This window comes from Aminobacter sp. MET-1, assembly GCF_026521175.1.
GTDB lineage: Bacteria > Pseudomonadota > Alphaproteobacteria > Rhizobiales > Rhizobiaceae > Aminobacter.
In genome coordinates this window covers 20195-32579 of record NZ_JAMSHL010000028.1, presented here as the reverse complement: position 1 = coordinate 32579, position 12385 = coordinate 20195, and the positions used below count along the sequence as shown (strand labels likewise).

The window sequence follows — 12385 nt, the reverse complement described above, 5'->3', positions numbered from 1 at the left end:
TACTCTCGAATACTCAGTTGGGGCTTATGTATGGGCTGGAAGCCGCCGCGCAAGGGTGCCGGGCAGCAGTGGCAGAAGAGCCCGGCGCAGCGTATGCCAGCCGGCGCTGAGCAGCAGGACCAGCGCGCCGAGCACCAGCATGGTCAGCGGCACGACGCTGTCCGACAGCCCGGCCTTGACGACCAGCGAGCCGAAGGCGAAGCCGGCATAGGAAAGGCCTGACACCAGGATGGCGCGACGGTCGACGACAAGGGCGACCAGCGCCAGTCCGACGAAGATCGCCAGGATGCTCCAGGCCGAAACGGCTTCGGAACCACCCTCGCCGACGAGCCCGCTGACCAGCGGATGAACGATCAGCGGTGCGGCGAGCATGTGCAGCCAGAAGGCGATGTCGGTGCGTCGGGTCTGGCGCTGCGGATCGCTCAGGTCGAAGCGCATGGCAAGCGCGAACACACCAAGGCCGCAGGCCAGCAGCAGGGGCTTGGCCGCTTGGGTGGCGAAATCCGGAACGATCATGAAAAGCACACCGACGGCCGAGGCGACAAGGGCGGCCACACCGGCTGCGATCGTCACCGGCACGCGGAAACGCCGGTAGTGCAACGCGGTTGCCGCAGCGGTCATAAGCCCGGCGACAACGATCGGCAGGCCGCCATGGTTGCCGAGCCCCATGCCGAATCTGAGGCTGGGGTTGAAGGCTTCCGCAACCGTCGAAAAGACCGCTCCGGCATAGACCAGGAGCAACACGATGCTGGGCAGCGCCATGCGCTGCCGGCGGGTAAAATACTCGGCCAATAGCCAGCTCGTCACCGCGATGACGGCGAACATGCCGGTGTTGCCGATCATGTCGCCGGAGAAGTAGCCGAGCGCACCCAGAAACAGTCCGAGGCCGATGGTGACGAAGATGTCGCTGAAACCGCTGATGAAGCGGAATTTCTCGTCGTCATGCGGTTCACTGTCGAGGGCCGGCGCGCTCGCACTCTCCAGATCCCGCAGTCCTTGCGCCTGCTCTGCCGTCAGCAGCCCGTTTGCGACTGCGGCAAGCAATGTATCGGGCGATATGCTGGTCGCTTCCAATGGTATCGACGTGCTCATCAGGGTATCGCCGCCTGCCATTGCCTGATCGCATCCAGCGGATAGACCAGCATGATGATGTTGAGCGTCAGGTTGTCTCGAATGACGTAGCCGACGCCGAGTTCGAAGATGACGGCCAGGGCAACGACGCCCCACACCGGGAGCCGCGCCGCCATCGCAAAGCCCAGCACCATCGCCAGCGTGTCGGACACGGAGTTGATGACGCTGTCGCCGTAGTAGTCGAGGGAAATGGTCCCTTCGCGGTAGCGGTTGATGATGAAGTCGCTGTTTTCCACCAGTTCCCACGACACTTCGATGCCGGCGGCGATGGCCAGCCTCAGTCCGAGCGGGCTGTTGGGCATTAGCCAGCGCAGCAGCGCGTAGAACAGGAAGCCGTGGATGATGTGCGAGAAGGTGTACCAGTCGGTGATGTGCTGGGAGTTCTCCGAACTCTGCACCACCCCGTGCCACAGCTTGACGTATCCGCATTTGCAGATCGCCGGATGCCCCATCCACAGCAGCGCAAGTGCCTGGCCCGCAATCATCAGGGCCACGACGAGCAGCCACCAGCCAAGTCTCCGGCGTTGTGCCTGCTCCGCGCCGTGGTCCTGCGATGCGGTCATTCCTCGAACTCGTCCTCCTCGGCATCGATCGCCATCATGAGCGCCGGGCCGTAGATCGAGGTTCGCGTGTCGAAAGCCACGAAGCCGGCCTTCTCGTAAGCGCGGATGGCCCTCTTGTTGGTCGGGTCCGGGTCGATGATGACCCTCGGCACGCCTTCCTCGAACAGGTCGTCGACGAACTGCCTGACGATGGCCGAACCGTGGCCCTTGCCCACCAGTTCCGGCACGCCGATCGAAAGGTCGATGCCAAGCGTACCGAAGGGCTGGTCCTGGTAGGGATGGTTGTCCTCCATGTGCGGATCGTAGCTCTGGAGGTAGCCGATCGGCTTGCCGTCCAGCTCGACGATCAGCGGCTCGACAGAGATACTGTCGATATGCGCCTCGATCTCGGCGATCTCGTGGGCGGCGTTGCCCCACCATTCGGCGACGTGCGGCTGGGCCAACCATGCCTTGATCATTGGCAGGTCGGCCCTGGTCACCGGGCGGAACTCGTACAGCGCGACTTCCTTATTCGGCATCGAGCGTCTCAACCACGAAGTTGTGGTTGGTGTAGACGCAGATGTCGGCCGCGATCTGCATCGCCTTGCGGGCGATCTCCTCGGCGTCCTTGTCGGTGTCCATCAGCGCGCGGGCCGCGGCCAGCGCATAGTTGCCGCCCGAGCCGATGGCCATGACGCCATGTTCGGGTTCCAGCACGTCGCCGGTGCCGGTCAGCGCCAGCGACACGTTCTTGTCGGCCACCAGCATCATAGCCTCGAGGCGGCGCAGATAACGGTCGGTGCGCCAGTCCTTGGCGAGTTCGACGCAGGCGCGCGTCAGCTGGTCGGGATATTGCTCGAGCTTGGCTTCGAGCCTTTCGAGAAGGGTGAAGGCGTCGGCCGTGGCGCCGGCAAAGCCGGCGATCACATTGCCCTTGCCGAGGCGGCGGACCTTCCTTGCGTTGCCCTTCATGACGGTCTGGCCGAGGCTCACCTGGCCGTCGCCGGCGATGACCACCTTGCCGCCCTTGCGCACTGTCACAATTGTAGTGGCGTGCATGCTCTGTTCGTTGGACATATGTTTCTCCGATGGCACGCGGCCCCTTCCAGGCGGCTCGCGCGTTACGAGTGGAAGTTCGACCTTATGTATGACGCGGCGCAAGGAATGCAAATCGCCATGCCGCATGACGAAATGCCCTTTCGTGGCAATTGGCAATCGGCCGATCATGCTGTTATTAGGCAGTCAATTTTGAGGACAAGGATCCGCCAATGGCCCCCCGTTCCGCCGAAGTCAGCCGCAAGACCAAGGAAACCGAGATTTCGGTTTCGGTCCATGTCGACGGCACCGGCCGTTCGGAAATGGCGACCGGCGTCGGCTTCTTCGACCATATGCTCGACCAGCTTTCCAGACATTCGCTGATCGACATGAAGGTGTCCGCCAAGGGCGACCTGCATATCGACGACCACCACACTGTCGAGGATTGCGGCATCGCAATTGGCCAGGCGCTGTCCAAGGCGCTGGGCGAGCGTCGCGGCATCATGCGCTACGCCTCGATCGACCTCGCCATGGACGAGACGCTGACGCGCGCCGCCATCGACGTATCGGGCCGGCCGTTCCTGGTCTGGAACGTCAATTTCTCGGCCCCCAAGATCGGCACCTTCGACACCGAGCTGGTGCGCGAATTCTTCCAGGCGCTGGCCCAGAACGCCGGCATCACGCTGCACGTCACCAACCATTACGGTGCCAACAACCATCATATCGCCGAAACCTGCTTCAAGGCTGTGGCGCGCGCGCTGCGCATGGCCCTTGAAAGCGATCCGCGCCAGCCTGACGCAGTACCCTCGACCAAGGGCAGCCTGAAGGGATAGCTATGGCCATCCATGTCGTCATGGAGCCGCCTGCCTCGGCAGGAAAAAACGCTTCGGAAAGTGCCGTCTTCATTCGCGACGGTTTTTACTTCTTCGGCTTCATCGCCCCGGTTCTGTGGATGCTGTGGCATCGTCTCTGGGTCCTTGCGGCGGTGACCTTCGCGGTCACCCTCGCGCTGGGTGCATTTGGCGAGTGGGCCGGGCTGATCGCGGCCGTGCCGCTGTTGTCGCTGCTCATCTCGCTCTATGTCGGCCTTGACGGCGGTGCGCTCAGGGTCGCCGCCCTGCGCCGCGCTGGCTGGCGCCAGTGGGGGGTGATCGAGGCCGACACCATCGAGGACGCCGAGATGCGCTACCTCTATGCGGCCGACGACGTGGCCGAAGAAGCGCAGCCGGCACCCGTAGCCATCCCTCCCTCAGCTGCACCGCGCCCGCAAACCTCGGGTGCAGCGCTCGGCCTCCTGCACTATCCCGGAAGAAACTGACATGCGCGTTGCGATCATCGACTACGGTTCGGGCAATCTGCGCTCGGCAACCAAGGCCTTCGAACGTGCCGCCCGCGAGGCCGGCATTGCGGCGGAGATCGACCTCACCGCGGACGCCGATCGCGTCTTGACTGCCGATCGCATCGTACTTCCCGGCGTCGGCGCCTATGCCGATTGCGCCCGTGGCCTGCGCGCCGTCGACGGCATGTGGGAGGCAGTCGAGGAGGTCGCCATCCGCAAGGCGCATCCCTTCCTCGGCATCTGCGTCGGCATGCAGCTGATGTCCGAACGCGGGCTGGAAAAGACCGTCACTGAGGGCTTCGGCTGGATCGCTGGCGACGTCAAGGAGATCACGCCGACCGACCCGACGCTGAAGATCCCGCAGATCGGCTGGAACACGATTCACGTGAAACACGACCACCCGGTCTTCGACGGCATCGCCACAGGGCCGCAGGGACTGCACGCCTATTTCGTGCATTCCTATCATCTCGACGCGACCAAAGAAAAAGAGGTGCTGGCCGTTGCCGACTATGGCGGCCGGGTCACTGCGGCTGTCGCGCGCGACAATCTTGTCGGCACCCAGTTTCATCCCGAAAAAAGCCAGGCGCTTGGCCTCGGCCTCATTGCCAACTTCCTGAGGTGGAAGCCATGACGACGAAGAAGGCCTACTGGATGGCGATGATCGAGATCACCAACCCCGACGCCTATCCCGCCTACATCGCGGCCAATCTTGCGGCGATCGCTCCTTACGGTGCCAAGCTTCTGGTGCGCGGTGGCCAGTACGACCAGCCGGAAGGACCGACCGGCAACCGCCATGTCCTGGTCGAATTCGAATCCTACGAGCAGGCGATCGCCTGCTATCACTCCCCCGCTTACCAGGAGGTGGTGAAGCTTCGCCACGCCGCCTCCGTCGGCAAGTTCGTCATCGTCGAAGGCGTCTGAGCATGATCCTTTTCCCCGCCATCGACCTCAAGGATGGCCAGTGCGTGCGCCTCAAGCTCGGCGACATGGACCAGGCGACCGTCTACAACAACGATCCCGGCGCGCAGGCGAAAGCCTTCGAAGACCAGGGCTTCGAATGGCTGCATGTGGTTGACCTCAACGGCGCCTTCGCCGGCGAGAGCGTCAACGGTTCGGCCGTCGAGGCGATCCTCAAGGCGACGAAGAACCCGGTCCAGCTCGGCGGTGGCATCCGCACGCTCGCCCATATCGAGAGCTGGCTGGACAAGGGTCTTGCCCGCGTCATCCTCGGCACTGTCGCCGTGCGCGACCCCGAGCTGGTCAAGGAAGCTTGCAAAAAATTCCCGGGCAAGGTCGCCGTCGGTATCGACGCTAAGGGCGGCAAGGTTGCCGTCGAGGGCTGGGCCGAAGCGTCCAGCCTCGGCGTCGTTGAACTCGCCAGGAAGTTCGAGGGTGCCGGCGTTGCCGCCATCATCTACACCGACATCGACCGCGACGGCGTTCTGGCCGGCATCAACTGGGATTCGACCATCGACCTCGCCGAGGCCGTCTCGATCCCCGTCATTGCCTCGGGCGGCCTCGCCTCGCTTGCCGACATCGTGCGTATGACCATGCCCGACGCCAGGAAGCTCGAAGGCGCGATCTCCGGCCGTGCGCTCTATGACGGCCGCATCGACCCGGCGCAGGCGCTTGCCATCCTCAGTGGCACGCTCAAGCCTGAGGCCGGATTGTTCGAGGGACGCCCATGACTCTCAAAGCTCGAGTTATTCCGTGCCTGGACGTGAAGGATGGCCGCGTCGTCAAGGGCGTCAACTTCGTCGATCTCATCGACGCGGGCGATCCGGTCGAGGCCGCCAAGGCCTATGACGCCGCCGGTGCCGATGAGCTTTGCTTCCTCGACATCACCGCCTCGTCCGACAACCGCGAGACCATCTTCGACGTCGTCGCCCGCACCGCCGAGCAGTGCTTCATGCCGCTGACCGTCGGCGGCGGCGTGCGCCAGGTCGCCGACATCCGCAGGCTTCTCTTGGCCGGCGCCGACAAGGTCTCGATCAACACGGCGGCGGTGAAGAACCCATCCTTCGTTGCCGAGGCCGCCGACAAGTTCGGCAACCAGTGCATCGTCGTCGCCATCGACGCCAAGAAGGTGTCCGAGGCCAACGAGGCCGACCGCTGGGAAATCTTCACCCATGGTGGCCGCGAGCGCACCGGCATCGACGCCGTCGAATTCGCCCGCAAGGTCGTCGACCTCGGCGCCGGCGAAATCCTGTTGACCTCGATGGACCGCGACGGCACCAAGATCGGCTACGACATCGCCCTCACCCGGGCCGTGGCGGACGCCGTGCGTGCGCCCGTCATCGCCTCGGGCGGCGTCGGCAACCTCGACCACATGGTCGCAGGCATCCGTGATGGCCACGCCACGGCCGTGCTTGCTGCCTCGATCTTCCATTTCGGCACCTACACCATTGCCGAGGCCAAGGCACACATGGCAAAAGCAGGCCTGCCCATGCGGCTCGATCCTATTGGCTGACCTGCCGAGGCAATGATGACTGCATTTACCCTTTCTGATCTCGAAAAGATCGTCGCCCAGCGCGCCCGTTCGGGTGACACCAATTCCTGGACCGCCAAGCTCTACCAGTCGGGTATGGAGCGGGCGGCCAAGAAGCTCGGCGAAGAGGCGGTGGAGACCGTCATCGCCGCCGTCAAGGGCGACGACACCGCGCTCGTTTCGGAAAGCGCCGATCTCCTTTATCATTGGCTCGTCGTGCTTGCCGTCGCCGGCATCCCGATGACGGAAGTGATGGCCGAGCTCGAGCGCCGCACCGCCCAGTCGGGCATCGCCGAGAAGGCCTCGCGCAAGAACGAGGGCTGACCTTGGTCGGCCGCCGCAGGGAACAGTCGATGGATCAGCTCGCACCGACGGACAAGTACTCGCCCTACTGGTTCTTCTCCGCCGAGCATTGGGCGGGTTTCGGCGCCGACATGTCGATGACGCTGACCGCCGACGAGGTCAGGCGGCTGAGTTCGATGTACGAGCCGATCGACCTCGAGGAAGTCCGGCGCATCTACCTGTCGCTGTCGCGACTGCTTTCGGCCCATGTCGAAACCAGCCAGCAGCTGTTCCGCCAGCGCCAGCGCTTCTTCAATTCGGAGAAGAAAGGCACCAAGACGCCCTTCATCATCGGCATGGCGGGCTCCGTCGCCGTCGGCAAGTCGACCACGGCGCGCATTCTCAAGGAGCTGCTCACCCGATGGCCGTCGAGCCCGAAGGTCGATCTGGTCACGACGGACGGCTTCCTCTATCCCAACGAGGTTCTGCGCCGCGACAACCTGATGGAGCGCAAGGGTTTTCCCGACAGCTACGATGTCGGGGCGCTGTTGCGTTTCCTCTCGGGCATCAAGTCGGGCCAGCCCAATGTGCGGGCTCCCGTCTATTCGCACCTGACCTACGACGTCATCCCCGGTGAGTTCGTCACCGTCGACCGACCCGACATCCTGATCTTCGAAGGCATCAACGTGCTGCAGCCGCGCGAACTGCCCAAGGACGGCAAGTTCGTGCCCTTCGTCTCCGACTTCTTCGATTTCTCGATCTATATCGACGCCGACGAGCAGATCATCCACGAGTGGTACATCGACCGCTTCATGCGGTTGCGCGAGACGGCGTTCCGCAATCCGCAGTCCTTCTTCCATCGCTATTCGCAGCTGTCGGAAGATGCGGCGCGCGCCATCGCCGAGGGGCTCTGGGCCAACATCAACCTCAAGAACCTGCGTGAGAACATTCTTCCAACGCGCCCGCGCGCCGACCTGATCCTCAAGAAGGGTGCCGGCCACCTTGTCGAGGAAGTGGCGATCCGCAAACTCTAGAGCTTCGCCGACCCGTCACGCTGGCTTCGTCACCCGTCTCAGCGTCAGATTGATCCGCCCGCCCTGCTTCAGCAGGGCCGAGGTCATCGGATAGATGCGGTCGACGCCGTGGAAGGCGAGCCGACCCTCCCCGCCCAGCACCACCACGTCGCCGCTTTCCAGCCGGAAGGATACCGTGCGATCGTCGCGCCGGCTGCCGCCGACACGGAACAGGCAGGCATCTCCCAGCGACACCGAAACCACGGGTGCTTCGAACTCCTGCTCGTCGCGATCCTGGTGCAGGCCCATCTTGGCCGCGTCGGTGTAGAAATTGACCAGGCAAGCCTCGGGCGGGTGGCGATAGCCGGAGACCTCACGCCACAATGCCATCAACGCTTCGGGAATTGGCGGCCAGGGGTCGCCCGTCACCGGGTGCTCGGGTTGGTAGCGATAGCCACGATCCTTGTCGGTGACCCAGCCAAGCGAGCCGCAATTGGTCATGCGCACGCTCATCGGCTTGCCGGTGCGCGGCATTTCGGGAGTGTACAGCGGCGCTGCCTTCACCACCTCGCGGATGCTCTCGACCAGCCCTTCCTGCACCTCTCGGCTGAGAAAGCCGGGCATGTGGCGGACGCCTTTGGGAAGCACGAGCACGTTCAAGCTGCCTCGTTGATCTGGCCATCCAGATTGTCACCGGAAAAGCAAAACGGCGACCCGAAAGCCGCCGTTCCGCATCGAATGAAATTTCGGGTCAGGCCGTCGCGATATCGGGAATGCGCAGCACCTGGCCGGGATAGATCTTGTCGGGATGCGTCAGCATCGGCTTGTTGGCCTCGAAGATGACGGTGTATTTCGAAGCCTTGCCCTTGCCGTACTGGGCCTCGGCGATTTTCGACAGGTTGTCGCCCTTCTTGACCGTATAGAACACCGGCGCCTTGGCTGGCGTCGCCGCCTTGACCAGTTCGGTCATGTCGACCTTGCCGTCGAGCTTGAGCCCTGAGTCCGGCGCCACGACCTTGAGTTCGTCCGCCTGCACCTTGGAGACGCCGAGCGTGTTGCCGACGGCGATGACCGCCTTTTCGAAGATCGACTGGTCCTTGACCACGCCGGTCAGCACGGCGGTGTCGCCCTTGACCACGACCTGCACGTTGTCGGTGCCTAGTTTATGAGAATCGAGCTCTTTCTTCAGCGTATCGGCCGTCGGCGCCTCTTCTTCACCGCCGAAGCCAAGCTTCTTGCCGACATTCTTGACGAAATCGAACATGCCCATCCTTGGTCTCCCTTGCTGTGGCGTTCGCCGGAGCTTGGCATCTGCAAAAACAAATTGGAAGCAACTTCGATCTAGTCGCCGTCGACACGCCCGCGAAGCTTCTTGACTGTCGAGCGCCCGGACTTGGTTTTCAACCTGCGCTCGACCGAACCTTTGGTCGGTTTGGTCTTCTTGCGGGGCGGCGGCGGTGGCTCGGCCGCCTTGGCCACAAGTGCGGTCAGCCTGGCGCGCGCATCGGCACGGTTCTGCTCCTGTGTCCGGTAGCGTCCGGCCTCGATGACGATGACGCCGTCCTTGGTCGCCTTCTGTCCCGCGAGCTTGATGGTGCGTTCGCGCACGCGCTCTGGCAGCCCCGGCGCATTCGCCGCGTCGAAGCGCAGTTGCACCGCGGTGGCCACCTTGTTGACGTTCTGGCCGCCCGGCCCCGAGGAGCGGATGAAGTTCTCCTCGAGGTCATCGGGATGGATGACCACGTCGTTGGCGATGATGATCTTGTCGTCGGCGCTCATGCGCCAACTCATGCCGTGCTGGAGCGCAAAAGAAAAGGCCCGACACTTGGCCGGGCCTTTTGGAACTTCTCGGGCGATGCCGGTTTTACTCGGCTGCCGTGCGCACCTGCGGGGCAGCGCCCAGCACGGTCGCATCGACATGGCTTTCGAATTTGCCGAAATTGTCGACGAACATCGACACCAGCTTCTTGGCCTGGCGGTCATAGGCAGCGCCGTCAGCCCAGGTCGAGCGCGGGTCGAGGATTTTTGCGTCGACGCCGGGCACCGAGACCGGAACGGCAAAGCCGAAATTCGCATCGGTGCGGAACTCGACCGAATTCAGCGAACCGTCGAGTGCTGCCGAGAGCAGCGCACGCGTCGCCTTGATCGGCATGCGCGAGCCCACGCCATAGGCGCCGCCGGTCCAGCCGGTGTTGACCAGCCAGCAGTCGACATTGTGCTCGGCGATCAGCTGTCGCAGCAGGTTGCCGTACTCCGAGGGGTGGCGCGGCATGAAAGGCGCGCCGAAGCAGGTCGAGAAGGTCGCTTCGGGCTCGGTCACGCCACGCTCAGTGCCGGCGACCTTGGCCGTGTAGCCCGACAGGAAGTGGTACATCGCCTGCGCCGGGGTCAGCTTGGCGATGGGCGGCATCACACCAAAGGCGTCGGCCGTCAGCATGATGATGTTCTTCGGATGGCTGGCGCGGCCGGTGGCGCTGGCATTCGGGATGAAATCAAGCGGATAGGCGCAGCGGGTGTTTTCGGTCAGCGAGCCGTCGTTGAAGTCGGGAACGCGGTTCTCGTCTAGGATGACGTTCTCGAGCACGGTGCCGAAGCGCCTGGTGGTGGCGAAGATCTCCGGCTCGGCCTCGGCCGACAGGCGGATGGTCTTGGCGTAGCAGCCGCCCTCGAAGTTGAAGATGCCGTCAGGGCCCCAGCCATGCTCGTCGTCGCCGATCAGCGTGCGCTTGGGGTCGGCCGACAGCGTCGTCTTGCCGGTGCCCGACAGGCCGAAGAACACGGCAGCATCGCCGTCGGGACCTTCATTGGCCGAGCAGTGCATCGGCATCACGCCCTTGGCCGGCAGCACGTAGTTGAGCGCCGTGAACACCGACTTCTTCATCTCGCCGGCATACTGGGTTCCGCCGATCAGCACGATCTTGCGGGTCAGGTCGACGGCGATCAGCGTCTCGCTGCGTCCACCGTGGCGTGATTTGTCGGCGCGGAACGACGGCAGGTCGATGATCGTCATCTCCGGCACGAAGCTCTCAAGCTCGGCTTCCGTCGGACGGATCAGCAGGTTGCGGATGAACTGCGAGTGCCAGGCGAATTCGGTGACGACGCGCGTCGGCAGGCAGAGCGAGCGGTCGGCGCCGCCGATCAGGTCCTGGACGTAGAGGTCCTTGGTCGACGCATGCGCCAGGAAGTCGGCATGCAGCGCGTCGAACTGGGCCTGCGTCATCGCATTGTTGTTGTCCCACCAGACATGCGCCTCGGTGTTTTCGTCGCGGACGACGAACTTATCCTTGGGCGAACGGCCGGTGTACTGGCCGGTCTCGGCGACAAGCGCCCCATGGGCGGTCAGCTTCGCTTCGCCGCGCCGGATCGCTTCTTCGGTGAGAAACGCAGCGCCAAAGTTGTAACGGACGGTGCCCGACGTTTTGAGTCCTGCCGTTTCGATCCCGCATGCGGGATTGCGCTTACCGTTTTCCGACATCTGGTGAAGCCTCGTTTCGCTTTGACGCCTATGTCCGGTCAACGGGCCGGACGCCGCAGTCCCGAGGGACTAAGGCAGGCTGAAACAGAAAAGATCAGCGATATCAAATCATTAATCGATTTAAAAATTTTGAAAAATATCTAAATCGTTTAAATGGTGGGGAACGACCAGCCGGCCCACACAAGATGGGCGGTTTTTTGTTCGAGCTTTGGCCTCACCGCCCCATATAAGACAGGCATTGGGCGTTGCGGTTGCGCTCCCCGCCTTCGGGGGGTATGCCACATTTTGTACCTAATTTGTCCTGCAAAAGCCCTGCTTCAAGCAGGAAGGGACACCCGCACATGAGGGAGCCGCTGGAAATGGCAACGATCGCGCTTGTCGACGACGACCGCAACATTTTGACATCGGTTTCGATTGCGCTCGAGTCCGAAGGCTATCGCGTCGAGACCTACACCGATGGCGCATCCGCACTGGAAGGCCTCGCCGCGCGTCCGCCGAACCTCGCCATCCTCGACATCAAGATGCCGCGCATGGATGGCATGGAGCTTTTGCGCCGCCTGCGCCAGAAGACCGACCTGCCGGTGATCTTCCTCACGTCCAAGGACGACGAGATCGACGAGCTGTTCGGCCTCAAGATGGGCGCCGACGACTTCATCCGCAAACCGTTCTCGCAGCGCCTGCTGGTCGAGCGCGTCCGCGCCGTGCTGCGCCGTGCAAGCGCCCGCGAAGCCGCCACCAAGGCGCCGGCGCAGGCATCGCGCTCGCTCGAACGCGGCCAGCTGGTCATGGACCAGGAACGCCACACCTGCACCTGGAAGGGTGAGCCGGTCATTCTCACGGTCACCGAATTCCTCATCCTGCATTCGCTGGCCCAGCGCCCCGGCGTGGTCAAAAGCCGCGACGCGCTGATGGATTCGGCCTATGATGAGCAGGTCTATGTCGACGACCGCACCATCGACAGCCACATCAAGCGCCTGCGCAAGAAGTTCAAGGCCGTCGACGACGACTTCGAGATGATCGAAACGCTTTATGGCGTCGGCTACAGATTCCGCGAAGCCTGATACCGGCGGGGCCTGAAAC

17 protein-coding genes are annotated in these 12385 nt (G+C 63.4%); 9 read left to right on the top strand and 8 right to left on the bottom strand.

The annotated features are described in order from the left end of the window. Positions 1–24: 24 nt before the first annotated feature. Genes NDO48_RS26125 through hslV form a run of 4 tightly spaced genes read right to left on the bottom strand, consistent with a single transcriptional unit; the run spans position 25 to position 2750 of the window. Positions 25–1092: a hypothetical protein gene (locus NDO48_RS26125; RefSeq protein ID WP_051091999.1), complete on the bottom strand. Its 1068-nt coding sequence runs from the start codon at positions 1090–1092 to the stop codon at positions 25–27. After that, entirely contained in the window at positions 1092–1694 is a 603-nt protein-coding gene (locus tag NDO48_RS26120) for a DUF2585 domain-containing protein (RefSeq protein WP_018430530.1), read from the bottom strand. Before NDO48_RS26120 ends, NDO48_RS26125 begins: the two co-directional genes overlap by 1 nt. After that, entirely contained in the window at positions 1691–2212 is a 522-nt protein-coding gene (locus NDO48_RS26115; protein WP_018430531.1) for a GNAT family N-acetyltransferase, read from the bottom strand. The genes NDO48_RS26120 and NDO48_RS26115 overlap by 4 nt, the downstream gene beginning before the upstream one ends. Next, a complete protein-coding gene (gene hslV, locus NDO48_RS26110) occupies positions 2202–2750 on the bottom strand; it encodes an ATP-dependent protease subunit HslV (protein ID WP_018430532.1) in 549 nt (182 codons plus the stop codon). The genes NDO48_RS26115 and hslV overlap by 11 nt, the downstream gene beginning before the upstream one ends. 191 nt (positions 2751–2941) lie before the next feature. Between hslV and hisB the strand changes: the two genes are divergently transcribed. From hisB to coaA, 8 genes are read left to right on the top strand one after another with little or no spacing between them, the layout of a single operon-like run. Continuing rightward, positions 2942–3541, top strand: coding sequence for an imidazoleglycerol-phosphate dehydratase HisB (hisB, locus tag NDO48_RS26105; protein WP_018430533.1), 600 nt, complete (start codon positions 2942–2944; stop codon positions 3539–3541). 2 nt (positions 3542–3543) lie between these two features. After that, positions 3544–4026: a DUF2628 domain-containing protein gene (locus tag NDO48_RS26100; protein WP_018430534.1), complete on the top strand. Its 483-nt coding sequence runs from the start codon at positions 3544–3546 to the stop codon at positions 4024–4026. A 1-nt stretch (position 4027) separates the two neighbouring features. Continuing rightward, a complete protein-coding gene (hisH, locus tag NDO48_RS26095; RefSeq protein WP_018430535.1) occupies positions 4028–4678 on the top strand; it encodes an imidazole glycerol phosphate synthase subunit HisH in 651 nt (216 codons plus the stop codon). Continuing rightward, positions 4675–4968: a DUF1330 domain-containing protein gene (locus tag NDO48_RS26090; RefSeq protein WP_018430536.1), complete on the top strand. Its 294-nt coding sequence runs from the start codon at positions 4675–4677 to the stop codon at positions 4966–4968. The genes hisH and NDO48_RS26090 overlap by 4 nt, the downstream gene beginning before the upstream one ends. Positions 4969–4970: 2 nt before the next feature. Further along, the gene (gene hisA, locus NDO48_RS26085; protein ID WP_267322671.1) at positions 4971–5735 is read left to right on the top strand and encodes a 1-(5-phosphoribosyl)-5-[(5-phosphoribosylamino)methylideneamino]imidazole-4-carboxamide isomerase; all 765 of its coding nucleotides are present in this window, start codon (positions 4971–4973) and stop codon (positions 5733–5735) included. Next, the gene (hisF, locus tag NDO48_RS26080; RefSeq protein WP_026227707.1) at positions 5732–6517 is read left to right on the top strand and encodes an imidazole glycerol phosphate synthase subunit HisF; all 786 of its coding nucleotides are present in this window, start codon (positions 5732–5734) and stop codon (positions 6515–6517) included. The genes hisA and hisF overlap by 4 nt, the downstream gene beginning before the upstream one ends. A gap of 15 nt (positions 6518–6532) precedes the next feature. Then, on the top strand, positions 6533–6859 hold the full coding sequence (locus NDO48_RS26075) for a phosphoribosyl-ATP diphosphatase (protein WP_267322670.1): 327 nt from the start codon (positions 6533–6535) through the stop codon (positions 6857–6859). Between the two features lie 29 nt (positions 6860–6888). After that, positions 6889–7851, top strand: coding sequence for a type I pantothenate kinase (gene coaA, locus NDO48_RS26070; protein ID WP_018430540.1), 963 nt, complete (start codon positions 6889–6891; stop codon positions 7849–7851). A gap of 15 nt (positions 7852–7866) precedes the next feature. On the opposite strand, the gene NDO48_RS26065 is transcribed toward coaA, so the two are convergent. The 4 genes from NDO48_RS26065 to NDO48_RS26050 all read right to left on the bottom strand — a co-directional run bounded on the left by NDO48_RS26065 (position 7867) and on the right by NDO48_RS26050 (position 11305). Next, complete coding sequence (locus tag NDO48_RS26065; RefSeq protein ID WP_267322684.1) at positions 7867–8484, bottom strand: alpha-ketoglutarate-dependent dioxygenase AlkB family protein; 618 nt, start codon at positions 8482–8484, stop codon at positions 7867–7869. Positions 8485–8581: 97 nt separating this feature from the next. Next, complete coding sequence (gene lysM / locus NDO48_RS26060) at positions 8582–9100, bottom strand: peptidoglycan-binding protein LysM (RefSeq protein ID WP_018430542.1); 519 nt, start codon at positions 9098–9100, stop codon at positions 8582–8584. Positions 9101–9171: 71 nt separating this feature from the next. Beyond that, entirely contained in the window at positions 9172–9609 is a 438-nt protein-coding gene (gene arfB / locus NDO48_RS26055) for an alternative ribosome rescue aminoacyl-tRNA hydrolase ArfB (RefSeq protein ID WP_018430543.1), read from the bottom strand. Positions 9610–9694: 85 nt separating this feature from the next. Beyond that, positions 9695–11305: a phosphoenolpyruvate carboxykinase gene (locus tag NDO48_RS26050; RefSeq protein ID WP_018430544.1), complete on the bottom strand. Its 1611-nt coding sequence runs from the start codon at positions 11303–11305 to the stop codon at positions 9695–9697. 359 nt (positions 11306–11664) lie between these two features. Here NDO48_RS26050 and NDO48_RS26045 point away from each other — a divergent pair, with 359 nt between their 5' ends. Continuing rightward, complete coding sequence (locus NDO48_RS26045) at positions 11665–12366, top strand: response regulator transcription factor (protein WP_085941106.1); 702 nt, start codon at positions 11665–11667, stop codon at positions 12364–12366. The last annotated feature ends 19 nt before the right edge of the window (positions 12367–12385 follow it).

Coding starts and splice junctions, on each gene's coding strand:
- NDO48_RS26125 (WP_051091999.1), bottom strand. CDS start 1,092: ATGAGCACGTCGATACCATTGGAAGCGACCAGCATATCGCCCGATACA.
- NDO48_RS26120 (WP_018430530.1), bottom strand. CDS start 1,694: ATGACCGCATCGCAGGACCACGGCGCGGAGCAGGCACAACGCCGGAGA.
- NDO48_RS26115 (WP_018430531.1), bottom strand. CDS start 2,212: ATGCCGAATAAGGAAGTCGCGCTGTACGAGTTCCGCCCGGTGACCAGG.
- hslV (WP_018430532.1), bottom strand. CDS start 2,750: ATGTCCAACGAACAGAGCATGCACGCCACTACAATTGTGACAGTGCGC.
- hisB (WP_018430533.1), top strand. CDS start 2,942: ATGGCCCCCCGTTCCGCCGAAGTCAGCCGCAAGACCAAGGAAACCGAG.
- NDO48_RS26100 (WP_018430534.1), top strand. CDS start 3,544: ATGGCCATCCATGTCGTCATGGAGCCGCCTGCCTCGGCAGGAAAAAAC.
- hisH (WP_018430535.1), top strand. CDS start 4,028: ATGCGCGTTGCGATCATCGACTACGGTTCGGGCAATCTGCGCTCGGCA.
- NDO48_RS26090 (WP_018430536.1), top strand. CDS start 4,675: ATGACGACGAAGAAGGCCTACTGGATGGCGATGATCGAGATCACCAAC.
- hisA (WP_267322671.1), top strand. CDS start 4,971: ATGATCCTTTTCCCCGCCATCGACCTCAAGGATGGCCAGTGCGTGCGC.
- hisF (WP_026227707.1), top strand. CDS start 5,732: ATGACTCTCAAAGCTCGAGTTATTCCGTGCCTGGACGTGAAGGATGGC.
- NDO48_RS26075 (WP_267322670.1), top strand. CDS start 6,533: ATGACTGCATTTACCCTTTCTGATCTCGAAAAGATCGTCGCCCAGCGC.
- coaA (WP_018430540.1), top strand. CDS start 6,889: ATGGATCAGCTCGCACCGACGGACAAGTACTCGCCCTACTGGTTCTTC.
- lysM (WP_018430542.1), bottom strand. CDS start 9,100: ATGGGCATGTTCGATTTCGTCAAGAATGTCGGCAAGAAGCTTGGCTTC.
- arfB (WP_018430543.1), bottom strand. CDS start 9,609: ATGAGCGCCGACGACAAGATCATCATCGCCAACGACGTGGTCATCCAT.
- NDO48_RS26050 (WP_018430544.1), bottom strand. CDS start 11,305: ATGTCGGAAAACGGTAAGCGCAATCCCGCATGCGGGATCGAAACGGCA.
- NDO48_RS26045 (WP_085941106.1), top strand. CDS start 11,665: ATGGCAACGATCGCGCTTGTCGACGACGACCGCAACATTTTGACATCG.